This is a genomic window from Streptomyces finlayi (assembly GCF_014216315.1).
In the GTDB taxonomy this organism is placed as follows: Bacteria; Actinomycetota; Actinomycetes; order Streptomycetales; family Streptomycetaceae; genus Streptomyces; species Streptomyces finlayi_A.
This window is the reverse complement of the sequence record NZ_CP045702.1, coordinates 881,075-903,734: the sequence shown is the minus strand read 5'-3', so window position 1 is coordinate 903,734 and position 22,660 is coordinate 881,075. Positions and strand designations below refer to the sequence as shown.

The following is a 22,660-nucleotide window of genomic DNA, read 5'->3' as shown; positions in this document are numbered from 1 at the left end:
GGCGGCGGAGCGGTGGAGGAGGGGCATGTCGTCCAGGTCCGCAGTGTGGCGGGCTTCGGCAGTGGTTATCTGATCGCGCCGCGGCTCGTGCTGACGGCGGCGCATGTGGTCCCGTCGCCCCATGCCCCGGGGGAGGTGACCGTGGCGCTTGCGGAGTCGGACGTGCGCTACCCCGCGGTCGTAAGGTGGCGGGGACTCGACGATGACGGCGTGGATGCAGCTCTGCTGGAGATCCCGGCCGAGGTCGGGGGCTGGATGCCACCCGGCACACTGCGGGGGGCCCGAGGCCGGCGTCCGCAGCGCTGGGGACGCTGTGCGACGAGTGGCACCGAAGTGGCCGTCGCCGCCACGGGCTACCCGCGGATGCAGCGGGCCGTGGCCGGCCGGGGCCAGGAGATGGTGATCAACCGCGGTCGGGTGACCCTGATCGGCAGGGTCAGACCACACGGTGGCGGTGAGTCCTTCGAGATTCTCGACGATATCGGCCTGCCGCCGTACAACACTGCTGGCCTCGACCACGAGACCGCTCGCCAGACCACCCACTGGTCCGGGATGTCGGGCGCGGCCGTCCTGCTGTCGGACGCGAAGCTGCTGCTCGGCGTGGTGTCCGAGGACCGGAGGCCAGACCGGGGTACCCGGCTGACATACACCCGCAGCGAAGACCTGCTGGCCTGCGCCGGTTTCCGTACAGTGCTCCGCGAGGCGGTCCCGGCCGCCCCTCAGCTCGAACCGGCCGAGCTGGCCGGGCTGCTGGAGCCGGCACCGCCGAGGCTGGAGGTGTCCTCTCCCACCATGTTGCTGCGGGCTGACGCAGAGGTGGTGTCGTTCCACGGCAGAGAGGACACGCTCGCCGACCTGGAGCGCTGGTGTCTGGCGGACCCCGACGGCGCCCCGGCCGCCCGTGTGCTCACGGGCCCAGGAGGGCAGGGCAAGACCCGGCTGGCTCGGCAGTTGACGGCGCGGATGCGGGACCGGGGCTGGACAGCGGGCCAGGTCCTCCGCAAGCCGCAGGGACTGCGGGCGCTGCGCATGGTCCAGCAGCCGGTACTTCTGATCGTGGACTACGCCGAGACCCGGCCCGAACTGGTCAGGGAGTTGTGGGAGCAGACGCGCGAGTCCGGGCACCAGGTACGTCTGCTGCTACTCGCCCGCTCGCTCGGCTCCTGGGCGACGCGAGCGACCGGGTATCTGCCCGAGACCAGGCTGCACGCGCTGGACCCCGGGGCCGGCGGCCGAGAACGGGCTTTCCGTATGGCGGCCCAGGACCTCGCCCGCCGTCTCGCGGAGGTGAGCGTCCCCGGCGTGGCGGACGTCGACTGGCCCGGACTCGCGGACTCCCTCCGGTACGACCGCCCCGGCGCGCACTCCAGCTCAGCCGCCGGCACGCATCCTCATGCGACGCCCGATGATCACCCCAGCACGACCCCTGTGGCCGAGACCGCGCTGACCGTGCAGATGGCCGCCCTGGCCGCGCTGCTGCGCTTCGCGCGAATCCCCGACCGGAACGACGGCCCGCTGGAGGCCAGGCTCCTGGCGCACGAGAAGACGTACTGGGTGGACGCCGCGGGCGGGCGGGGTCTGGGGGCCCGGGACACGGACCTGCTGGAACAGGCCGTGGCGGCGGCCGTCCTTTGTCCCGCGCAGAACGGGCCGGAGGCAAGGGCCACCATCGCCCAGTTGCTGCCCGACGAGCCGACGCGTGCGGCGAACGTCGTCGCCTGGTTGCGCGACGTGTACCCCCCGCCTCAGGGCCGCCATTGGGGCCGACTGGAGCCGGACCGTCTGGCGGAGTTCCATGCCTCTGAGCAGGTCGTCCGCGAACGCGAGCTGTTGCCGAAGCTTTTCGCCAGTGCCCCTGATCACCAGCGGGTGCAGATCCTCACCGTCCTGGCCCGCTCGGCCGTGACCCATGCCAACGAAGGGCGGGCGCGGGAGGCGCACCATGTCATCAAGCGACTCCGTGCAGTGCTGCGCAACGTTCCTGATCAGGTGCCACTCACCGCCGCCATGCTGCGCGCACACGCCGACGCGCTGCCGCGGCAGACCCATGTACTGCGCGACTACGTACTCGATGTCGCCCGCCGACTCGACCGACTGTGCGGGGCCGCGGGTGACGGCCCGCAGGCGCTGCGCGACCGCGCATGGGCGCTGCACAATCTCGCCGAACGGCACCTGGCGGTCGGCGCCTGGACCGACGCCGCAGCGGCCGCCAAGGGTGCCGCTACCCTGCGGCAACGGCTCGCCGACGACGGGACGACAACCCACCGCACGGAGTGGGCCGACTCGCTGCTGGTCCTCTCCCGTGCATCGCTCAACACCGGGTGCCTGACAGAGGCCCACCTCGCCGGCGTACGGGCACTGGGCCTGTACCGCGAGCTGGCCGCCGAGAACGGCGAGGAACGGGAAAAGCGCGAGAGCGGACTCGTACGGGCACTGCTCAACCTGTCAAGCGTGGTCTGGAGGGTCGACCCGAGTGCGATCCCCTTCGATCAGATCGCCCAGTCCGACGCCCACACGGACGAGGCCGTGCGCCGCGCCCGTCAACTGGCCGCCCTCCAACCGGACCTGGACCCGCTTCTCCTCGTCGCGGCTCTGACGGAACGCGGCACGAACCTCTGGCGTCTCTCCCGGCACACCGAGTCACTGCCCCTCAGCGAGGAGGCGCTCGAGACCTCCCGCCGGCTCGCGACGGAGAATCCTGACGCCTGGATCGCACACCTCGCCGATGCCCTGCGCGGCCTCGCCCTCGCCTACAGCAGTGCCTCACGGCCACCCGCCGAGTCGGCGGCGCTGCAACGGGAGGCGATCGCGTTGCTGCGCCCGCTGGCGAAGGATCTGCCCGAGGTGCACCAGCCCACCCTGGCGCAGACGCTGCACAACCTCGCCTGGGACCAGTTCGACGACGGGGAGCACGAGGCCGCGCTGGAGACCGCTGGGGAGGCCGTCGACCTGCGGCGGGCCCGAGCGCGTGACGAGGCCCGGGCTGGTGTGTCCGGTCTGGCCCGCGCGGTGAGCACGCGCGCCACGTTCCAGGCGCGCCTGGGCGACCACCGCACGGCGGTTGAGGGCTTCGATGAGGCCCTCCGGATCTACACGGGCTCCGCACTGCCCCTCAGCGCGAGCGACATGTTCCGCCAGTCCGCAGTCGCCCTCAGGCTTGTCTCCTCCTACGACGTCCTGGGCCGTGCGGCGGACGCCCTCGCCACCCTCGACGACGCCCTCGCCGTCCGTAGGCGGCTGAGCACGTACGCCCCCAGCCTCTACACCGAGAGCCATGCCACCGGCTTGCACAACGGCTCCGACCTGTTCTGGAGAAACGACCGGCCGGTGGCAGCGCGTATCCTGCTGCGCCAAGCGCTGCTGCAGTACCGCAGGTTGGCCCGCGACGGGGAGGGGCGTCAAGGACTGGCCTTCTGCCTGCACGACCTGGGCACCAGCTATGCCACGTCCTGGGCGACGGCCGATCGCGCGGTTCCCGTGCTGCGGGAGGCGTACGAACTACGCGTCGCCCTCTCGGCCGACGACCCGGGGCCCGAACACGAGTCGGCCTTGGCGGACACCTGCGCGGGGCTTGGTCACGCACTGCTGCGGACGAGCCGCTTCCCCGCCGCCGCCCACGTCGCAGAACACGAGGTGCACCTCAGGAAACGGCTACTCGCCCTGGGTGAGGAGCAGCACGAGCGGCCCCTCTGCCACGCTCTGCTGCGCCTGGCCGACGCGCAGGCGATGGCCGACCGGCCGACCATCGCCTGGAGCGCCGCACTCGAGGCGGAACGCGCCTGCCAAACGCTGGCAACCCGCCCCGGCGAACCGCCGGACGACACCGCGTGGCTGCTCTACCGGCTGGGCGGGACACTGAGCCTGGCCGGCCGGCACGACATCCGCCGGGCAGCACGCGGACTGGCGCCGGCACGACGGGCCGTCCGCCTCTACCGGCGGGCCGTGGACCGAGATCCCAGCGCACAGGCCGACCTCAACTATGCCGTCGCCGGACTCGCGAGAGTCCTGGACCGCCTCGGCCGCCACGACGAGGCCGCAGACGTCCGGCTGCGCAGGGCAGTCTGAAGGAACATGTGAGGAGTCTGCCGCGTATGACAGCTACACCACCGCTACACGACGACGAACAGGACGATATGACCGAGGACGCCCAGCGGAACCAGGCCATCCGGCATGACGCAGATATACGGCGGGACGAGGAAGACACGGCCCGCCCGGCCGAGCTGTTCTACCCGAACGTCGGCGAGTTCGTCGCGGACCGGTTCATCTATTTCGTCCCCTGTCCCACACCCGAGTCCGGGCGGACGTGGTGCCCCGAGTGGTACCGGCACGCCGAAGCCCTGTCCCGGCTAGACGCCATATGGCGTGCCTGGGAGGCTCTGCGCTGGGACGCGGGACTCGGCATGTCGAACTGGTGGCTCCACCACGTGGATCCCCACGTAGGAGCCCTGCTGAACCCCGTCACCGGACCGTTCGCCCGCTGCGCCGACGGCCACCAGACCCCCGAGCCGCTGCCGATGGCCACCCCACCGGAAGGACTGTTCACCGATCAGCGGTCGCCGGTGTCCCGAGACCCTTTCGCCCTCGGCTAGGGCGACTTGGGAAGGTCACCCCGGACAACCGGAGCTTCGTTGCGTTCGACAAGGCCCGACCTGCACACCCACATGTGCACGACCTGAAGTGGCCTGCCGTTGCTGAGCTTGGGCTGGAACAGGAATACAAGTAGGCCGAGTTGCAGATCGCGCGCGATCACGCGAAATGGCAGGTTGAGACCAAGAAGGCGCACTATCTCCTGGTCGTGAGCCTTTTCCGACCTCACGCTGACGCGTGGTGAAGGGGCTCCAGCCCTTGAGGGTGGCCATGGCCCGCTCGCCGAGGCAGCGGATCTTGGCGTGGGTGCTGTTGCGGCGGCGCTTCCATCTCTTGAGACGGCGGCCCCGAAACGGTACCCGGACGGATCCGCCGGCGCCTTGATACGCCTTGGTCGCCCAGCATTTGAGCCCCGCATCAGCGAGGGCTCCGATGATCCCGTGCTGTCGCGCGGCGGTCAGGTCCGTGAGTCGAGCCCGCCAGCGTCGACGAGGCCCAGAGCAGCCGTGCGAACGGATGTGTGAGGACCTGGACGTTCATGCCGTGGCGTTCGTGTTTCCCGGAGTAGTAAGGGGAGTTGGCGGCGATGCGGTCGATCGGCAGCAGGGTGCCGTCGAGGATGACGAACGGCTTCCCCCAGATCGTCCTCATCGCCTCGGCCAGGGACGGAGCGAGCGTAGACAGGGTCTCGGCGGCTTCGCGTATGTAGCGGTAAATAAACGGTCGCGATCCCGATACCGAATCCGGCGGCGAGCTGAGCGTAGGTGTCACCGCACCGCAGGTGGGCCAGCGCGAGCAGGGCCTGACGTACAGAGGAAAGGCGCCGCCACCGTGCCCCGATCCCCTGCCGCCTGGCTGTAAGTTGTCCGGTCAGGATCCGCAAGGTGCAGCTGGAGAGATCAATCGAGGATGGGTAGACAAGCACGCGACTCCTGGCCGGCGCGGGCGAACTCGATTGACCCCGAGGAGGTTTGTCCGATAGGCCGCTATGCGGCCGAATCGATCCCGGCGCGGAGCAAGTCTCAGAAGTTCGACGAGACTCCCGGCGGAGAAAGGGATCAGATTAATGAGATCGGAATTCAATTCGGGTGTCACAGCTGCGGAATCATATTCCCCTTCGGGTCGAAGAAGGGGTATGTTCCTGACCATCAGCCCATCAGCTCGTGGGTGCCGGACGGTTTTCCGCAGCGGCTTTATCCACAATGCCTCGATTGCAGTCGGAAGCAGGCCGGATGGGCTAGACAGCTAGCGCCCGTCATGAAGCCGAGCTACGAGCGAATCGCCAAGGAACTCGGATACTAAGGAGGCTGGAACGCCATGGATCTTACATGGGTTGAGTCGGAGGGCGGGCCGATGATTGTCGTTGAGGAGTCACTGAGAGGTCTCTGGGGCGGCTACACGAACTCCGACTACGAAAACGCGTGTGAGGTCGAAGGCTACGTCGGGCTGGTGCCGTTCGGAGAACCGTCGGCTCCCAGGCCCGCGCTGGCGATCAATGACATCCCCGCCCCGACCGCATTCATGGAGGAGTTCCTTGCCATTGTTCAATGGATCTCGTCGTCCAGCGATGGCCGATTCGTCGAAGTCGTGCGCGGAGGCATCGAATTCGTGGATACATGGGTGGACGGCCCGGTCGTGGAAGTGAACGGTCCGCTCGCCGTGTTCGATGCTGCTCTGCCGGGAACAGAAGCTCGTGCGGACGAACTTCTGCTGGTGGAGATCGAGCCCGCGGTCTATCGACTGAGGACCGCGGATATCGAGTCGGACACCGGTACGTGCGCACGGGTCCACAAGCTCGATCGGTTGATCCAGTGAACGGCGCGTAGCCGTCGTGCATGGCTGTCGGCCGGGGTCGTAAGCGAACCCTGGTCGGTAGGGGGGAAGCCCCGCCGGTCCGGCGGGGCTTCCGTTACCCCACGACATGTACGGCGGCGCCTTGGACGACATGGGGGCCTTGACCGCCGAGTAGCCGAGGGGTGAAAATCCCTCGGCTACTCGGGGGCTTTACCCACCCGCCTCCTGCGGGCAGGAGTCGAGGCATCCCCAGCGCCGAAACGAGCTCCTCACGCCCCACCCGAGCCCGCCCGACACGCTCCCGCGCGGCATCCACCTCCGCCTGAGCCTGCTCCAGGACCTCCGTCCAGGACTCCAGTTCCTGCCTCGCCCGCGCCTCACGCAGTTCCATCAACCCCAGCACCGACGGCATCACAACCTCCTCGATCAACAACAAGCCGTCCGCTGCCTGCCCCTACCCCTCCGCAGCCATGCCCTGCACACGAAGAAGCCCCTGCTCATCGAACAGGGACTCCCTTTGCCACAACGCACTCACCTACCTGGCGAACAAGGGGGTGCCGGACCATCTGCTGGCCCGTTGGGCGGGGCGCACCGATGTCCGGACGACGAAGCGCTGGTATGTGAAGCCGGATGTGGAGGATCTACGGTCGGCCGCGGATACGTGGGGTGATCTGGCGAGTGCTCCGGCCCCCGCCCACGGAGCGAATGTGAGATGTGGGAGCGTGAGTGGGTGAGTCAGAAGAACGTTGAAACCCTGAAATACCGCTTTGACGGGCCGGAAGACGCTCCGGTCCTGGTGATCGGGCCGTCTCTGGGTACCACATGGCACATGTGGGATCGGCAGATGCCCGAGCTCGCCCAGCACTGGCGGGTCTTCCGGTACGACCTGCCGGGCCACGGCGGCGCCCCCGCCCACCCCGCCACCGGCATCGGCGATCTCGCCGACCGGCTGCTCGCCACGCTCGACAGCCTCGGAGTCCAGCGTTTCGGGTACGCGGGCTGCTCCATCGGCGGCGCGATCGGCACCGAGCTGGCGCTGCGCCACCCCGACCGGGTCGCCTCGCTGGCCCTCGTGGCGGCCTCGCCCCGGTTCGGCAGTGCCGACGAGTTCCGCCAGCGCGGCGTGATCGTCCGTACCAACGGCCTGGAGCCGATGGCCCGTACCGCCCCTGAGGCCTGGTTCACCCCCGGCTTCGTGGCTGCCCAGCCCGCCATCGTCGAATGGGCGGTCCAGATGGTCCGCACGACCGATCCGGGCTGCTACATCGCCGCGTGCGAAGCGCTTGCCGCCTTCGACATACGGACGGAACTCGGCCGCATCACCGTCCCCACCCTCGTCCTGGTCGGCGCGGAGGACCAGGTCACCGGGCCCGCCGAGGCCCGCACACTGGTCGCCGGCATACCCGACGCCCGGCTCGCGCTCGTCCCCGGCGCCTCCCACCTGGCCCCCGTCGAGCAGCCCGGAGCCGTCACCGACCTGCTCCTCACGCACTTCTCCACGGCCTGGCAGGACACCCTGGGCCCGATCCCCGTACCACCAGCCGTCCCGGCTCTCTCCGTCCACTTCGCACCCGTCGCGGAGATCGCCCCGGCGGCCGTCGTGCCCGAAGCGACGGCAGCAGCAGGCCAGGACCGCTACGAGAGGGGCATTAAGGTCCGCCGCGAGGTGCTGGGGGACGCGCATGTGGACGGTGCGCTCGCCGCGTCCGACGCCTTCACCGAGGACTTCGAGGACCTCCTCACCCGTTACACGTGGGGCGAGGTCTGGAACCGCGAGGGCCTCGACCGCCGCACCCGCAGCTGTGTCACGCTCACGGCGCTCGTCGCCTCGGGCCGGCTGGAGAGTCTCGCCGCCGACACGAGGGCCGCGCTGCGCAACGGGCTCACCCCCGACGAGATCAAGGAAGTGCTGCTCCAGTCCGCCGTGTACTGCGGTATGCCGGCCGCGGGCGCCGCGTTCGCCATCGCCAGGGGAGTCATACAGGAGGTAACCAGGCCGCCCGCGTAGCAAGATGGGCCCATGGACGCATCGCCTCTCACTCTCACGAAGAAGACGCACTCCTGTATCCGGCTGGAGAGGGAGGGCCGGGCGATCGTCATCGACCCCGGCGGCTTCTCCGAGGGTGACGCGGTGGCCGGCGCCGACGCGATCCTGGTGACGCACGAGCACCCGGACCACTTCGACGAGGCACGGCTGCGCGCCGCCCTGGCAGCCGGTCCGGCCGTGGAGATCTGGACCCTGCGCAGCGTGGCCGAGCAGCTCTCCGCGTCCTTTCCCGGCCGGGTCCACACCGTGGGCCACGGAGCCACGTTCACCGCCGCCGGTTTCGAAGTGGAGGTGCACGGCGAGCTGCACGCCGTGATCCACCCGGACATCCCCAGAGTCACCAACGTGGGCTTCATGATCGACGGTTCGGTCTTCCACCCCGGTGACGCGCTGACCGTGCCCGACCGTCCGGTGGACACGCTGATGCTGCCGGTGATGGCCCCGTGGAACAAGATCTCCGAGGTCATCGACTACGTCCGCGAGGTCCGGCCGCGGCGTGCCATCGACATCCACGACGCCCTGCTCACCGATCTCGCACGCCCGATCTACGACCTGCAGATCGGCAAGCTGGGCGGCTCCGACCACGGCAGGCTGGTCCCGGGCGAGGCCGCCGAACTCTGACCGGCGGGGGGTGGCGGGGGCCGGGAGCGGGGCGGCTGTCAGTGGGAGGCGTTAGGTTTACTGCCATGCGCATCGCCACCTGGAACGTCAATTCGATCACCGCCCGCCTCCCGAGGCTGCTGGCCTGGCTGGAGAGCACCGGCACCGACGTGCTGTGCCTCCAGGAGACCAAATGCGCGACCGAGCAGTATCCGGCCGAGGCCCTGCGCGAGCTGGGCTACGAGTCCGCGGTCAACGCCACGGGCCGGTGGAACGGGGTCGCGCTGATCTCCCGCGTAGGCCTCGCCGATGTCGTCACCGGCCTGCCCGGCGGACCGGATTTCGAGGGGGTGCAGGAGCCGCGCGCCATCTCGGCGACCTGCGGCCCCGTCCGCCTCTGGTCGGTGTACGTGCCGAACGGCCGCGAGGTCGCCCACGACCACTACACGTACAAGCTGGCCTGGCTGGAGGCCCTCCAGAAGGCGGTCGCCGCGGACGCGGCGGGCTCGCAGCCGTTCGCCGTCCTCGGTGACTTCAACGTCGCCCCGGCGGACGAGGACGTCTGGGACCCCGCGCTCTTCGAGGGGGCCACGCATGTCACCCCCGCCGAGCGCGCCGCGCTCGCGAGTCTGCGCCAGGAGGGGCTGTCGGACGTGATGCCGCGCCCCCTCAAGTACGACCGCCCCTACACCTTCTGGGACTACCGGGAGCTCCGCTTCCCGAAGAACAAGGGCATGCGTATCGACCTGGTCTACGGCAACGCCCCGTTCACGGCCTCGGTCAGGGACAGCTACGTGGACCGCGAGGAGCGCAAGGGCAAGGGTGCGTCCGACCACGCCCCGGTGGTCGTCGACCTCGACCTGTGAGCGGGGGCCGGCGCCCCCGCGTCAGGTCCTGACGGCATTGGTCCTAAAGGTTCTTCGCGCCCCGCAGCAGGTGCGGTGCGCGGGACCGTACGGCGTCGGTGATCTGCCGTTTGGACGGGTTCACCAAGGCCTGGCCGGCGATGGTCACCGTCGGCACGGTCTCGTGGCCGTCCGCGACCGACCGTACGAAGGCGGCGGCGTCCGGATTCCGCCAGATGTTGACCTCGGTGTACGTCAGTCCGCAGAAGCGGAGCCGGAGCCGTAGCTTCATGCAGTACGGGCAGCCGGGCCGCCAGTAGACGACCATGCCCTCGTCATCGCTGCTGTACCCGTGTCCTGTGCGGTCCGCCATCGCAAGCCCTTCGTCCGTTGAGCGTTCCCTTGAGCGTTCCCTTGAGTAGTTCGTTGAGCATTCCGTTGCGCCGTGGGCCTGTTGGCCCTGCCCCATCACCATGACAGCCAGGCCCGTGCGTACTCAGTGAACCGAGAATCCGCCGTCGACGAAGAGCGACTGCCCGGTGACATAGGCGGAGGCGGCGCTCGCCAGGAACACGGCCGCGCCCGCGAAGTCGTCCGCCAGCCCGTTGCGCTTGACCATCGTGCGCGCGGCCAGTGCGGCCACCTTCTCCGGGTCGGACGAAAGACGGGCGTTGAGCGGCGTCATCACGAAGCCGGGCACGAGCGTGTTGCACGTGACTCCGTGCGGCGACCAGGCCTCCGCCTGCGAGCGGGCCAGCGACTCCAGCGCACCCTTGGAGACCCCGTAGGCGCCGCTGTTGACGAAGGCCCGGTGCGCCTGCTGGGAGGTGACGTGGATGATCCGGCCGTAGCCCCGCTCCGCCATGCCCGGTCCGAACCGCTCGCCCAGCAGATACGGCGCCTTCAGGTTCACCGCCATGGTGGTGTCCCAGACGTCCTCGCCCAGTTCACCCATCGGCGGCCGCAGGTTGATCCCGGCGCAGTTGACCAGGACGTCGGGCTCCCCGAACACCGAGGCCGCCTCGTCCGCACCCGCGCGGACGCCCTCGGAGGTTCCCAGGTCCGCGCTGACCCAGGCCGCACGACAGCCGTCCGCGGTCAGCTCGGCGGCCGCGGCGGTCAGCTCGGCCTCCCGGCGGGCCACGATCACCACGCTCGCGCCCGCGTGGGCGAGGGCTCCGGCGATGGACCTGCCGATGCCCGAACTGCCGCCGGTCACCACGGCGACACGGCCGTCGAGGGCGAAGAGCCCGGAGAGATACGACTGCGTGATCATGGCCAAAGCCTAAGCGGGGTCCTGCTGTGATCTGCGGTCGGCTCTCCCTTGGCATGGTTTGGCCTGACGCGTTCTGACTTGTCAGGTCTCAGGTCGGAATCGGCCGCGCGCCCTGTGGTGCGGAACACGCCGGGGGTGGGACCCTAGTGGTATGAACATCCCTTTCTTGGACAACTGGCGTAAGCGCCAGGGCGGTACGCAGGGGGGCGCTCTCGTGGGCGCCGTCGAGGCGGACCCGGCCGGTGTGGCCGGGTTGCTCGCCGAATGTGAGCTGCTGCGCGTCCGAGCCGAGCAGAACGGACTCGAACTGGACGACAGTCCGGCCTCGTTGACCGCACTGGATCAGCTCCCGCCCCGTTGGCGTGACGACCCCGAGGAACTGCCCTGGTTCGGCAACGACGCGGGCCTCTATCTCGGCACCGTCCTCGTGCGGAACGTGCCCGGTGCCGTGTGGCACATCCGGCCCAGCGGCCAGCCCGTGGTCTGCCTGGACTCCGGGCGGGAGATCGACGTGGTCGAGGCCGGTCTCGACTGGGCGATGTCGGGCAGCCCCGAGCTCTCCCAGGTGTACGCGGAGTCCGCCGAGAACTGACACCGTCTTCAAATCGAGATAAACAGCCTTATGCCCCTCTAATGCGTGTCGCCCGCTAAGTCCCGTACCGGGACGGATAGTTTGCGCTGACTTCAACAGCGACATATGGGTAGGGCAGTGTATGGCCGTCGATCCGTTGATCGAGCTGCGGGGCGTCAACAAGCACTTCGGTGCGTTGCACGTGCTGCAGGACATCAATCTCACCGTCGGCCGCGGGGAGGTGGTGGTGGTCATCGGCCCCTCCGGCTCCGGCAAATCGACGCTCTGCCGGACGATCAACAGACTTGAGACGATCGAGTCGGGCCAGATCGCCCTCGACGGCAAGCCACTCCCCGAGGAGGGGAAGGGGCTGGCGCAGCTCAGAGCCGAAGTGGGCATGGTCTTCCAGTCGTTCAACCTCTTCGCGCACAAGACCGTGCTGGCCAACGTCTCCCTCGCGCAGATCAAGGTCCGCAAGCGCAAGAAGGACGAGGCGGACAAGCGTTCACGGGAGCTCCTGGAGCGCGTCGGGCTCGCCGCACACGCCGACAAGTACCCCGCCCAGCTCTCCGGCGGCCAGCAGCAGCGCGTGGCCATCGCCCGCGCCCTTGCCATGGACCCCAAGGCCCTCCTCTTCGACGAGCCCACCTCGGCCCTCGACCCGGAGATGATCAACGAGGTGCTGGAGGTCATGCAGCAGCTCGCCCGGGACGGCATGACGATGGTCGTCGTCACCCACGAGATGGGCTTCGCCCGCTCGGCCGCCAACCGTGTCGTCTTCATGGCCGACGGAGCCGTCGTCGAGGACCGTCACCCGGAGGAGTTCTTCACCGCCCCGGCGAGCGACCGCGCCAAGGACTTCCTGTCCAAGATCCTCAAGCACTGACGGGGGGATTCATGGTGCGTACGAGAAAAGCCGTGGCCGCGCTGGCCTGCCTGCTGCTCGCCGTCCTCGCCGCCGGCTGCGGCAAGGAGGGCAGCCCGCCGGTCAAGGGACCCAAGGCCGGAGCGCTGCCCCGCTACGAGGTCGACACCGGCTTCGAGCTGACCGATTCGAGGACCTGGCGCGAGGCCAGGAGCCGCGGACACCTGATCGTCGGAGCCAAGGAGGACCAGCCCTACCTGGGCGAGAAGGACCCGGCCAGCGGCATCTACTCCGGCTTCGACATCGAGATCGCCCGCATGACGGCGGCCTCCCTGGGCTTCGACCCGAAGAAGATCCGTTTCAGGACCATCGCGTCCGCCAACCGTGAGACCGCCCTCCAGAACGGGCAGATCGACTACTACGTCGGCACGTACACGATCAACGACATGCGCAAGAAGCTCGTGGGGTTCGCCGGTCCGTACTACATGGCCGGTCAGGGCCTGCTGGTACGCACCGACGAGGACGGCATCGAGGGGCCTCAGGACCTGGCAGGCAAGACCGTCTGCTCCGCCGCCGGTTCCACGCCGTACCAGCGGATCGCCGCCGACTACCCCGAGACGGACCTGGTCGCCTACGACACGTACTCGATCTGCGTCGACAACCTGCTGACCTTCCAGGTCGACGCCGTCACGACCGACGACGCCATCCTGCTGGGCTTCGCCGCCAAGGTCCCCGAGGAGATGAAGGTCGTCGGAAAGCCGTTCTCCGAGGAGCCGTACGGCATCGGAGTGCCGCGCAGCGACAACGCCCTGCGCTCCGCGCTGAACGACGCCCTGGAGGCCAACGAGAAGAACGGCAACTGGAAGAAGGCGTTCGAAGCGACGCTGGGGCTCTCCGGAGTGCCCGCACCGACGCCCCCGCCCATCGACCGCTACCCGGCGAACTGAGGGGACCGGCCATCACATGGATGTACTCACGGAGAACTTCACCCTCTACGGCGAAGGGTTCCTCGGCACCGTCGAACTCACCGTCTACTCCTCGATCCTGGCCCTGGTCCTCGGCTTCCTCATGGCCTCGTGCCGGGTGGCGCCCGTCGGGTCCTTCCGGGCGCTCGGCACCGTCTGGGTGACCGTCCTGCGCAACACCCCGCTCACCCTGCTGTTCTTCGCGGTGCTCCTCGGGCTGCCGCGCTTCGGGCTCGTCCTGCCGTTCGAGGTCTTCGCCGTGCTCGCGCTCGGCTGCTACACCTCCGCGTTCATCTGCGAAGTCCTGCGCTCCGGCATCAACACCGTGCCCACGGGCCAGGGTGAAGCGGCCCGCAGCCTCGGAATGACCTTCGGACAGTCCCTCAGCACGGTCGTCCTGCCCCAGGCGTTCCGCTCGGTGATCCCGCCGGTCGGCTCGACGCTGATCGCCCTCGCCAAGAACTCGGCGATCGCCGGCGCCTTCAGCGTCACCGAACTGCTCGGCACCTACAAGACCCTCAACGAACTGGGCTACAGCATCATCTGGTCCTTCGTCTGGATCGCCGTCGGCTACCTGCTCATCACCCTGTCCATCAGCGCGCTCTTCCATGTGCTGGAGAAGCGCTGGGGAGTCGCCCGATGACCCACTCCGCGCCCTCCGCCACCGCGCTCTACGACATCCCGGGGCCGCTGACCCGTAAACGGCACCGCCTGTACGGCATCGTGTCCACGGTTGTGATCCTCGCCCTCGTCGGCTGGATCATCTATCTGCTCTTCGACACCGACCAGTTCACAGCCGAGAAGTGGACGCCCTTCGCGTACACGGGCATCCAGGAACTGCTGCTGCGCGGCCTCGGCAACACCCTCAAGGCGTTCGCGTACGCCGCGGTGCTCTCCCTCGCGCTCGGCGCCGTACTCGCCGTGGGCAGGCTCTCCGACCACCGGCCGGTCCGCTGGATCTCCACGCTGCTCGTCGAGTTCTTCCGCGCCATGCCCGTCCTGGTGATGATCTTCTTCATCTTCGTGGCGCTGAAGGTGCAGCCGCTGCCCGCCCTCGTCGCGGGCCTGACCCTCTACAACGGCTCGGTGCTCGCCGAGGTCTTCCGTACCGGAATCCATTCGGTGGACCGCGGCCAGCGGGAAGCGGCCTACGCGCTCGGTATGCGCAAGACGCAGGTCACGACCTATGTGCTGGCGCCCCAGGCGGTACGGGCCATGCTGCCCACCATCATCAGCCAGTTGGTGGTGGCGCTGAAGGACACCTCGCTCGGTTTTCTCATCACCTACGAGGAGTTTCTCCACGCGGGGAAGCTGATCGCGTCGAATCTCGACTACGATCTTCCTTTCATCCCTGTGGTGATGGTGATCTCGCCGATTTACATCGGGCTCTGCATGCTGCTCTCGTGGTTCGCCACGTGGGTGGCCGAACGGGAGCGGCGCAACGTCAAGACGAAGGCCGTCGAGGTCGCTCCGGCGGAACCCGGAACGCTGCTGCCCTGAAGGCGGCGGCCGAGCGGTACCCGTCCGGCAGCAGCCGGTGATCACTTCTCGTGCGGCGGAACCGGACACCATCCGGACCGCGGTGGCCGGGTAGAAGGTCAGCTGCGTGCCGGCGGGTTGTGCTCGACACTTTGAGCGGCCCGGCGTCGTGGACGTACACGACGAGGGCCGCTCTTCCGGTTCCGGGCGGCCCGCGGCCCGGTGTGTGATTCGCGGCCCGGTGTGTGGTTCGCGGGGCCACGGGCAGAGGGGCCTGCACGGCGGGTGTCGCACCGCCGGCCACCCGCTCCACGACGTCGGGGCCGTACGCGACGGAGCCGGCCGAAGCCCGCACTGTCTCGTGCGGTGCGCCCTCACCCATGCCACGGACGTCCGGCGCATGCCGTGCGCACCTGGTCCGCCCCCCAACCCGGTTCGGGCTGCGCCCGGCAAGCGGACGGCCCGCCGACGGGTGTCCGTCGGCGGGCCGAAGTCGTGGGTCACGCAAGAGCGAGGAACAGCTTCTCCAGTTCCGCCTCGGTCATCGGCGGGGCACCGTCCTCACTTTCGGTGAGGCACTGGCGCATCCCGCTCGCGACGATCTTGAAGCCCGCCCGGTCGAGGGCGCTGGAGACAGCGGCGAGCTGGGTGACGACGTCCTTGCAGTCCCGGCCCGCCTCGATCATGGCGATGACTCCCGCGAGCTGGCCCTGGGCACGACGCAGCCGATTGAGGACCGCGGTCGCCGCTGCATCTTCTACTTTCACCGGGTTCCTCCGTTTCATCGACTATTAACACGAGGATATACCCCCTACGGTATTTTGCTCCGGGGTGTGTTCTCCGTTCGTGAGAGGTGCTCGGTCGGCGGGTCCACGGCGGGAGTGCGGCGGCGTGCTCGTGCGGTGCGCCATGTCAGTGCAGCTGCGGTCAGGGCGAGGGTGGTGGCCCAGGTCCAGGGGCTGGTCCAGAATCCGGAACCGAGCTGCTGGGTCAGGACGAAGACGCCCATGACGACGACGAACCAGCCGAACGCCTTGCGCAGAGTGTCCTGGGGGATGCGTCCGGCGAAACGGCTGCCGATGAGGCTGCCGACGATGGCCGCGGCGGTGATGGCCAGCGCGAGGCCCCAGTCGATCTGGACTGCGGACAGGTGGCCGGCGAGTCCGGAGAACGACTTCATGGCGATGACCAGAAGCGAGGTGCCGACGGCGACGCTCATGGGCAGTCCGCCGAGCAGGGCCAGTGCGGGGACGACCAGGAATCCGCCGCCCGACCCGACCAGCCCGGTGACGGCGCCGACAACGAGCCCTTCGGCAACGATGTGCTTCGTGGGGAGTTCATGGTGGGCGGGTTTGTGCGCGGCAGCCTTGCGGGGCTTCCGGAGCATGGCGGCGGCGGTGGCGAGCATCATCAGCGCGAACGCGATGAGCAGGGCGGTGCCGGGAATGTACTCGGCGAGACGTCCGCCGCCGTAGGCGCCGACCATGCTGACGGCGCCGAAGATCAGGCCGATGCGCCAGCGTACCCGGCCTGCGCGGGCGTGCGCGATGAGCCCGACCACGCTGGTGACGCCGACGACGAACAGGGAGGTCGCGATGGCCTCCTTGCTGCTCTGGCCGGCCAGGTAGACCAGGATCGGCACGGTCAGGATGGAGCCGCCGCCGCCCAGGATGCTCAGGCTGATGCCGATGAGCACCGAGGCCAGGAGGACGAGAGTGATCATGATCGGCCTCGCAGGGAGGTGATGACGGTCCGGATGTCCGTACGCGGACCGCGGTTGTAGGGCAGCTTGGACAGCATCATGCCCATGGCACAGGTGTTGCTGAGCGCGGCGAAGGTCAGCCCGGCCCCGAAGGCGGTGCCGATCAGGTGCACTCCGGGCACGAACAGTCCGGTGATGCCGGTGATGAGGACGACGGATCCGGCGATCAGCCGGACCTGGCGCTCCAGATCCCAGCGCTCAGGGCCCCTGTTGACGGGGGCCCCGGCCATCTCCCAGGCCATCATGCCGCCGTCCAGGACCCGCAGGTTGGGCAGGCCGGCCTCGGTGAGTGCCTGCTCGGCTTGGGCGGCGCGGGCTCCGGAGCGGCAGACGAGGACGACGTCTTCACCGATGTGGGCGAGGAGCTCGGCGCGGTGCTCGCGCAGGGTGTCCAGGGGCACGTTGTAGGCGCCGGAGATGTGGGTGCTCTGGAACTCGCCGGGGGTGCGCACGTCGAGTATGCGGGGGCCGTTTCCGTCCGTCATGAGCTGCTGGAGGACGGCGGGAGTGAGTCCGGCGGTGCGTGAGGCGTCGGTCGTCATGGAGGCTCCGGGTTGTGGTGTGCGAATCCCCGGAAATACCGGGGGGGGGTATAGGCGAGGGCAGTGGTGTGCCTGCGCCCCCGCGGGGAGGGGCCCGTCAGGGCATGAAGGCTTCCCCGCGGGGGCGCAGGCGGCCTGGCGCGGCCGGTGGCCGGTTTCTTCGCCGGTGCCGCGCCCGGTCAGACGGCCGCAGGAGCGTCGAGCAGCGCCCAGGCGGCGTAGCCGCCGAGGATGTCGGAGACGTCGGTGAAGCCGCGGTGGCGCAGCAGGCTGGCCGCGATGGAGGAGCGGTGGCCGCCCGCACAGTGCAGGACCAGGGCCTGGTCGGTGGGGATCTCGTCGAGGCGCAGGGGCAGTTCGCCGAGCGCGATGTGCAGGGCGCCCTCGATGAGCCCGTTCTCTCCGCGTTCGCCGCAGTTGCGTACGTCGAGGACGACCGGCGGGTTCTCGCCCTCCAGTGCGGTGCGCAGTTGCGCGGCGGTCAGGCGACTGGCGGGGGTCACCTCGTCGGCCAGGGTGACCAGGGCGTCCTCCGGGCCGCGCAGGTAGCCGGACACGCGGTCGAAGCCGATTCGGGCCAGCCGGGTGACGATCTCCTCCTCGCGGTTCTGGGGTGCGAGGACCAGCAGGTCGGCGTCCGCGGGCAGCACGGTGCCCGCCTGCTCGGCGAACCGGCCGTCGGCGGGCACGTTGACCGAACCGCGCAGGTGGCCGGCGGCGAACTCCTGCGGGCTGCGGGCGTCCAGGACTACCGCCCCCTCGGCCCGTCGGGTGGCGAACTCCTCGGCGGACAGCGGCCGGGGCGCGGCGGCCGGGTCGAACAGCTCGTGGTCCTGGCGATTGAGGGTGGCGTCGTAGACGAAGTAGCCGGGGGCGGCGGACTGGCCGGCGGTGACCAGGGCGATGAACTCGTCCTGACCCATCGGCGCGCACGCGTAGTTGGTGGTGCGCTGCTCACCGATGGTGGACTGCTTCTCGCTGGACAGGTTCTTGCCGCAGGAGGATCCGGCGCCGTGCGCGGGGAAGACCCTGACCTCGTCCGGCAGGCCCATCAGCTTGTTCTGGACACTGTCGTGGAGCATGGCGCCGAGCTCGTCGGCGGTTACACCGATGGAGGCGAGCAGATCGGGACGGCCCACGTCCCCGATGAAGAGGGCGTCGCCGGTCAGCACCCCGTAAGGGGCGGTGTCGTCGCCGTGCTCGTAGACCTGCACGCTGATCGACTCCGGGGTGTGCCCCGGCGTCTCCATGATCTTCAGGGTGACGTCGCCGAGGCTGATGGTCTCGCCCTCGGTCAGCTTGCGGATGGGGTACTCGGTCTCGGCACGGCTGCCGTAGCCGATCCACGCACCGGTGCGCGCGGCCATCTCCAGGTGCCCGGCGACGAAGTCGGCGTGGAAGTGGGTGTTGATGACGCCGACAACCTTGAAGCCGTGCGCGTCGGCGTCGGCGAGGTACTCGGTCACGTCCCGGCGGGGGTCGACGACCACGGCCTGGCCGGTGGTCTCGTCGGCGATCATGTACGACGCCTGCGAGAGGCAGTCGAGGTAGTACTGGGCGAAGAACACGGGAAGCCTCCGAAGCGATCGGCCCTCATATACCCGGCGGGGTATATGAGGAGTCAAAAGGGACCCGGCCCCGATGGGCCGGGCATGTACAAGGGATGTCAGGCGGAGCCGGGGGCGAGCCCCGTCACGACCGGGCGGCCCGTGCGGGTCCAGCCCCGTGTGCCGCCGGCGACGGAGTACGCGTCCGCTCCGGCGGCGGTGAGCCGGTCCGCGGCCGTCTTACTGCGGTTGCCACTGGCGCAGATCACGTACACCGGCCGGCCGTCGGGGAGACCGCGCATCGCGGCGGCCGGTGCCGACAGCGGGGCGAGCCGCGCACCGGGCACATGCCCGGCTTGATATTCGTCCGGTTCCCGCACGTCCAGGACGTACGCCTTGTCGGCCCAAGCCGCGGCGAAGGAGTCCATATCCACTTCACGAGCCATGCCCGATTCACCTCCAGATACCCCCACGGGTATTTCGTCCGACGGTAGAGGGTCCGAGTCGCGCCTGTCAAATACCCCCCCGGGTATCCAGACCCGGGCATGGGCGGCCCGGATTCCCTGGCGTGAGCGACGCCCGTAAGCGGCCCGTCCACCAGGTGGCGCCCGGCACGCCTCCGGGTCAGGGCACCCTCCCGCCGGGCGGACCCACCGCCCGGCCGCACGTCGCTGCCACGATCGCGGCACCCGTCCCGGTCGGCGGGAGCGCCCGTGTCGCAGATACCCCCCAGGGTATATCCTCGGACATCCTCGACCCGGCCCGCCGTAGGAGGAACAACGGGCCACCGCGGGGCCTTCTATACCCTAGGGGGTATATTCTATGTCTGGAGACGACCATGGCCGCAGTGGAACTGACGCACAGCAATTTCGACGCCACCGTCAAGGGCGACGGCATCGTCCTCCTCGACTTCTGGGCCCGGTGGTGCGGCCCGTGCCGGATGTTCGCGCCGGTCTTCGAGCGCGCGTCCGAGCGTCACCCGGACATCGTGTTCGGCACGGTGGACACGGAGTCCGAGCAGGAACTGGCGACGGCGTTCGCGATCTCCTCGATCCCCATGCTCATGGTGATGCGCGACAACGTCGTCCTGCACGCCCGGGCGGGCGCTCTCTCCGAGGCCGCGCTGGAAAAGCTCATCGCGAAGTTCCGTGAGGCGGACACACTCGAGCCGCAGCCGGCCGGCCGGGCGTACGGCGTGCATCGCGCGCGTCTCGCACGGGTGGCCCGCAGGAGGGCCGCGCACCCTCTTCGGACCTGGTCGCCGCAGGAGGATGGCGACCGATGAGTTCCCTCGCCGCCGGGGGCCGCGTCCGCTCCGCGCCCCGCCGTCCCGCGCCCTGGCGGGTTCCGCGGGGCGTCAGGAAACAGGCGTCGCGCTCAGCCGTGGGAAAAGGTGATGTCGGGCAGGATGCGGCGCAGCCAGCGGGGGCTGTACCACGCGGCATGCCCGGACAGACGAAGAAGCGCCGGAAGCAGGATGAGTCGGACAAGGGCCGCATCCAGGAGCACCGCCACACCCAGGACGATGCCCATCTCCTTGGGCGGCAGCGGGCCGGACAGGGCGAAGGTGAAGAACACGGCGACCATGACGGCGGCGGCGGCGGAGATCACTCGGCCGGAGTGGGCGAGGGCGCCCGTCATGGCCTCCCGGGGGTCACCGCTGCGCTCGTAGTGCTCCTTGGCGGAGGCCAGGAGGAAGACGGTGTAGTCCATGGCGATGGCGAAGATCATCGCGAAGAAGAACACCGGAGCCCAGCCGTCGAGGAAGCCCTGTGGGGTGAAGCCGAGCAGATCCGCACCGTGGCCGTCCTGGAAGACCAGTCGGGCCACGCCAAAGGCGGCGCCGGTGGACAGCAGGCTGGCGACTGTGCCGAGGAACGAGATCAGCGGGGCCTGCAGAGCGAACAGCAGCAGGACGAATCCGAGAGCGAGGACCACCCCGATGACCAGCGGGGTCTTCTGGTTGAGCAGGTGCTGAAGATCGAGGTTCTCCACAGCGGCGCCACCGACGAGGGTGCCCTCGGGCAGGTCGGCACGCAGTGTGTCCACAGTGGCGCCGAGTTCCGGGTCGGACGGATCGACGGTGGGTACGGCCTGAATCATGGACCATCCCGAGCCGTCGGCGGCTTCCTGTCCGGGCATGACGCCGGCGATGCCCTCGGAAGCCTTGATCTGCGCGGTGACGGCCTCGGTGCGATCGGTGGTCGTGATGATCTGCAGGGTGCCCGGTGCCCCTTCACCGAAAGCCTCCTGGACCGCGGTGTAGCCGGCACGGGCGCTGGTGTCGGAGGGGATGACGGTGATCGAGGGCATCGCGGTGCGAAGGCCGATCACCGGGGCGGCCAGGACCAGCAGAACCGCGAGTGCGAGCGCCCCGTACCTGAAGGGGTGCGCCCACAGCCGTTCGCCCCAGGCGGCGAACCGGGCCGAGCGGTGCTCGCCGGAACGGACCCAGGGCAGAGCGAGTGAGTCGATCCGGTGGCCGAGTCGGCCCAGCACAGCCGGCAGCAGGGTGAGGGTGGCGGCCAGGATGAACGCGACGGCGAGCATGATGCCGCCGGCCATGGACCGAAACGCCGGGGACGGCACGAGCATGACGGCGGAGAGGCTGACCAGGACGGTCGCGCCTGACAGCAGGACCGCCTTGCCCGCGGTGTCCATCGTCTCGGCGACCGCCTCGTGCATGCCCAGTGAGCGGCCTACGCGGGCGCCGCGGAAACGGGCCACGATGAACAGCGCGTAGTCGATGCCGAGGGCGAGGGCGAACATCATCGCGAAGTTCATGGCCCAGATCGACACGGGGACCAGGTGGCTGATCAGCACCAGGGATCCTGCCGACGCGACCAGTCCGGCCAGGGTGAGCAGCAGGGGGAGTCCTGCCGCGACCAGGGAGCCGAACGCCAGCACCAGGATGGCCAGGGTGACGGGCCAGGACAGCAGCTCCGATTTCAGCATCGCGTCGTGATTGGCCTCGTTGAAGTCGCTCCACAACACGGACGCGCCGGTGGCATGCACTTCGATTCCGTCACCGGACAGTTCCTCCAGCGGCTCCTTCAGGTCGTCGGCCGCCCGCACCATCGTGTCCGGGTCCGCGTCCGCACCGGCCAGGAGGATGGCGGTTCGGCCGTCCGCGCTGATCGTGGCCCCCCGCTGTGGCGGGATCACGGTGGAGATCCTGGAATCCGCCGCCGCCAGATCGCTCGCCCTGTCGATGACGGCCTGGACCTCCGGGCCGGTGACGGGGCGGTCGGCACTGACCACGATCTGCAGTGCGGTGGACGCGTTGCCGTCGAAATGCTTCTCGGCGATCCCGCGAACCTTGACCGAGTCCGAGCCGTCGGCCTGCCATCCGGCCCCCGAGAGGGCTGTGGTGACCTGGGGGGCGAAGGCGCCGAGCGCCGCGACGATCAGCAACCATCCGGCGACCACCGTCTTGAAGTGGAGTACCGACCAGACGCCGAGGCGCCCCAGCGTGCCGGTACCAGGAGAAGCCGCGGCGTCGGGCGTGGTGTGAGGGAGTTTCAAGGGTGAGGCTCCTGCGTGCGGGGCCGCGCCCGAGCCCGCCCCTGGCACGAGGTGGAAATCAGGCGCGGACGATGGCGGAACGGGGAGATCGGCCGGGCGGACCTTGCTTGCGGATCCGGTTCTTCATGCAGCCAAGGACCTGGCTGGGCGGGTGACGGCCTCGTCGGCGACGCGGGTCCGTCTCCCCGACGGCGCGTCAGCCCCATCGATCGGCAATTGCACGGATATGCCGCTCTGATGACGATGCGGCACGCA

The 22,660-nt window shown here is 69.3% G+C and carries 20 protein-coding genes and 1 pseudogene; 12 read left to right on the top strand and 9 right to left on the bottom strand.

From position 1 onward, the window contains the following. Window positions 1–12: 12 nt before the first annotated feature. Together F0344_RS04220 and F0344_RS04215 are read left to right on the top strand one after the other, a co-directional pair. Window positions 13–4,065 (top strand): trypsin-like peptidase domain-containing protein, encoded by a 4,053-nt coding sequence (locus tag F0344_RS04220; protein ID WP_185297481.1) that lies wholly within the window; start codon window positions 13–15, stop codon window positions 4,063–4,065. 26 nt (window positions 4,066–4,091) lie between these two features. Further along, window positions 4,092–4,589 (top strand): DUF4913 domain-containing protein, encoded by a 498-nt coding sequence (locus tag F0344_RS04215; protein WP_258049653.1) that lies wholly within the window; start codon window positions 4,092–4,094, stop codon window positions 4,587–4,589. A gap of 249 nt (window positions 4,590–4,838) precedes the next feature. Here the strand turns inward: F0344_RS04215 and F0344_RS04210 are convergent. Beyond that, window positions 4,839–5,512, bottom strand: a pseudogene (locus tag F0344_RS04210) (transposase family protein); the annotation flags it as partial. Between the two features lie 392 nt (window positions 5,513–5,904). Here F0344_RS04210 and F0344_RS04205 point away from each other — a divergent pair. The 4 genes from F0344_RS04205 (at window position 5,905) to F0344_RS04190 (ending at window position 9,894) form a co-directional block, all read left to right on the top strand. After that, complete coding sequence (locus F0344_RS04205; protein ID WP_185297480.1) at window positions 5,905–6,402, top strand: Imm21 family immunity protein; 498 nt, start codon at window positions 5,905–5,907, stop codon at window positions 6,400–6,402. Window positions 6,403–7,093: 691 nt separating this feature from the next. Continuing rightward, window positions 7,094–8,389: a bifunctional 3-oxoadipate enol-lactonase/4-carboxymuconolactone decarboxylase PcaDC gene (gene pcaDC / locus F0344_RS04200; RefSeq protein ID WP_185297479.1), complete on the top strand. Its 1,296-nt coding sequence runs from the start codon at window positions 7,094–7,096 to the stop codon at window positions 8,387–8,389. 12 nt (window positions 8,390–8,401) lie between these two features. Beyond that, window positions 8,402–9,049 carry an MBL fold metallo-hydrolase gene (locus F0344_RS04195; RefSeq protein WP_185297478.1) on the top strand — a complete coding sequence of 216 codons (648 nt, stop codon included), beginning with the start codon at window positions 8,402–8,404 and terminating at the stop codon, window positions 9,047–9,049. 65 nt (window positions 9,050–9,114) lie between these two features. Beyond that, window positions 9,115–9,894, top strand: coding sequence for an exodeoxyribonuclease III (locus F0344_RS04190; RefSeq protein WP_185297477.1), 780 nt, complete (start codon window positions 9,115–9,117; stop codon window positions 9,892–9,894). 43 nt (window positions 9,895–9,937) lie between these two features. On the opposite strand, the gene F0344_RS04185 is transcribed toward F0344_RS04190, so the two are convergent. After that, window positions 9,938–10,246, bottom strand: coding sequence for a glutaredoxin domain-containing protein (locus tag F0344_RS04185; RefSeq protein WP_258049652.1), 309 nt, complete (start codon window positions 10,244–10,246; stop codon window positions 9,938–9,940). Between the two features lie 123 nt (window positions 10,247–10,369). Beyond that, window positions 10,370–11,149, bottom strand: coding sequence for an SDR family NAD(P)-dependent oxidoreductase (locus tag F0344_RS04180; protein WP_185297476.1), 780 nt, complete (start codon window positions 11,147–11,149; stop codon window positions 10,370–10,372). A gap of 151 nt (window positions 11,150–11,300) precedes the next feature. Between F0344_RS04180 and F0344_RS04175 the strand changes: the two genes are divergently transcribed. From F0344_RS04175 to F0344_RS04155, 5 genes are all read left to right on the top strand, one after another. Continuing rightward, complete coding sequence (locus tag F0344_RS04175; RefSeq protein WP_185297475.1) at window positions 11,301–11,741, top strand: DUF6278 family protein; 441 nt, start codon at window positions 11,301–11,303, stop codon at window positions 11,739–11,741. Between the two features lie 121 nt (window positions 11,742–11,862). Continuing rightward, a complete protein-coding gene (locus F0344_RS04170; RefSeq protein WP_185297474.1) occupies window positions 11,863–12,606 on the top strand; it encodes an amino acid ABC transporter ATP-binding protein in 744 nt (247 codons plus the stop codon). A gap of 11 nt (window positions 12,607–12,617) precedes the next feature. Then, window positions 12,618–13,532 carry a glutamate ABC transporter substrate-binding protein gene (locus tag F0344_RS04165; protein WP_185297473.1) on the top strand — a complete coding sequence of 305 codons (915 nt, stop codon included), beginning with the start codon at window positions 12,618–12,620 and terminating at the stop codon, window positions 13,530–13,532. 16 nt (window positions 13,533–13,548) lie between these two features. Beyond that, window positions 13,549–14,193, top strand: a complete 645-nt coding sequence (locus tag F0344_RS04160; RefSeq protein ID WP_185297472.1) for an amino acid ABC transporter permease — start codon at window positions 13,549–13,551, stop codon at window positions 14,191–14,193. Next, a complete protein-coding gene (locus F0344_RS04155; protein ID WP_185297471.1) occupies window positions 14,190–15,050 on the top strand; it encodes an amino acid ABC transporter permease in 861 nt (286 codons plus the stop codon). The genes F0344_RS04160 and F0344_RS04155 overlap by 4 nt, the downstream gene beginning before the upstream one ends. A gap of 479 nt (window positions 15,051–15,529) precedes the next feature. On the opposite strand, the gene F0344_RS04150 is transcribed toward F0344_RS04155, so the two are convergent. The 5 genes from F0344_RS04150 to F0344_RS04130 form a co-directional block, all read right to left on the bottom strand. After that, window positions 15,530–15,814 (bottom strand): metal-sensitive transcriptional regulator, encoded by a 285-nt coding sequence (locus tag F0344_RS04150; RefSeq protein WP_219732105.1) that lies wholly within the window; start codon window positions 15,812–15,814, stop codon window positions 15,530–15,532. A gap of 26 nt (window positions 15,815–15,840) precedes the next feature. Continuing rightward, window positions 15,841–16,752: a sulfite exporter TauE/SafE family protein gene (locus tag F0344_RS04145; protein WP_185297469.1), complete on the bottom strand. Its 912-nt coding sequence runs from the start codon at window positions 16,750–16,752 to the stop codon at window positions 15,841–15,843. Continuing rightward, window positions 16,749–17,333: a rhodanese-like domain-containing protein gene (locus tag F0344_RS04140; protein ID WP_185297468.1), complete on the bottom strand. Its 585-nt coding sequence runs from the start codon at window positions 17,331–17,333 to the stop codon at window positions 16,749–16,751. Before F0344_RS04140 ends, F0344_RS04145 begins: the two co-directional genes overlap by 4 nt. A 179-nt stretch (window positions 17,334–17,512) precedes the next feature. Next, window positions 17,513–18,901, bottom strand: coding sequence for an MBL fold metallo-hydrolase (locus F0344_RS04135; protein ID WP_185297467.1), 1,389 nt, complete (start codon window positions 18,899–18,901; stop codon window positions 17,513–17,515). A 98-nt stretch (window positions 18,902–18,999) separates the two neighbouring features. After that, window positions 19,000–19,326: a rhodanese-like domain-containing protein gene (locus tag F0344_RS04130; protein WP_185297466.1), complete on the bottom strand. Its 327-nt coding sequence runs from the start codon at window positions 19,324–19,326 to the stop codon at window positions 19,000–19,002. 392 nt (window positions 19,327–19,718) lie between these two features. Between F0344_RS04130 and F0344_RS04125 the strand changes: the two genes are divergently transcribed. Beyond that, window positions 19,719–20,165: a thioredoxin domain-containing protein gene (locus F0344_RS04125; protein WP_185297465.1), complete on the top strand. Its 447-nt coding sequence runs from the start codon at window positions 19,719–19,721 to the stop codon at window positions 20,163–20,165. 92 nt (window positions 20,166–20,257) lie between these two features. Here the strand turns inward: F0344_RS04125 and F0344_RS04120 are convergent, their stop codons facing one another. Beyond that, on the bottom strand, window positions 20,258–22,405 hold the full coding sequence (locus tag F0344_RS04120) for an MMPL family transporter (protein ID WP_185297464.1): 2,148 nt from the start codon (window positions 22,403–22,405) through the stop codon (window positions 20,258–20,260). Window positions 22,406–22,660 lie beyond the last annotated feature (255 nt).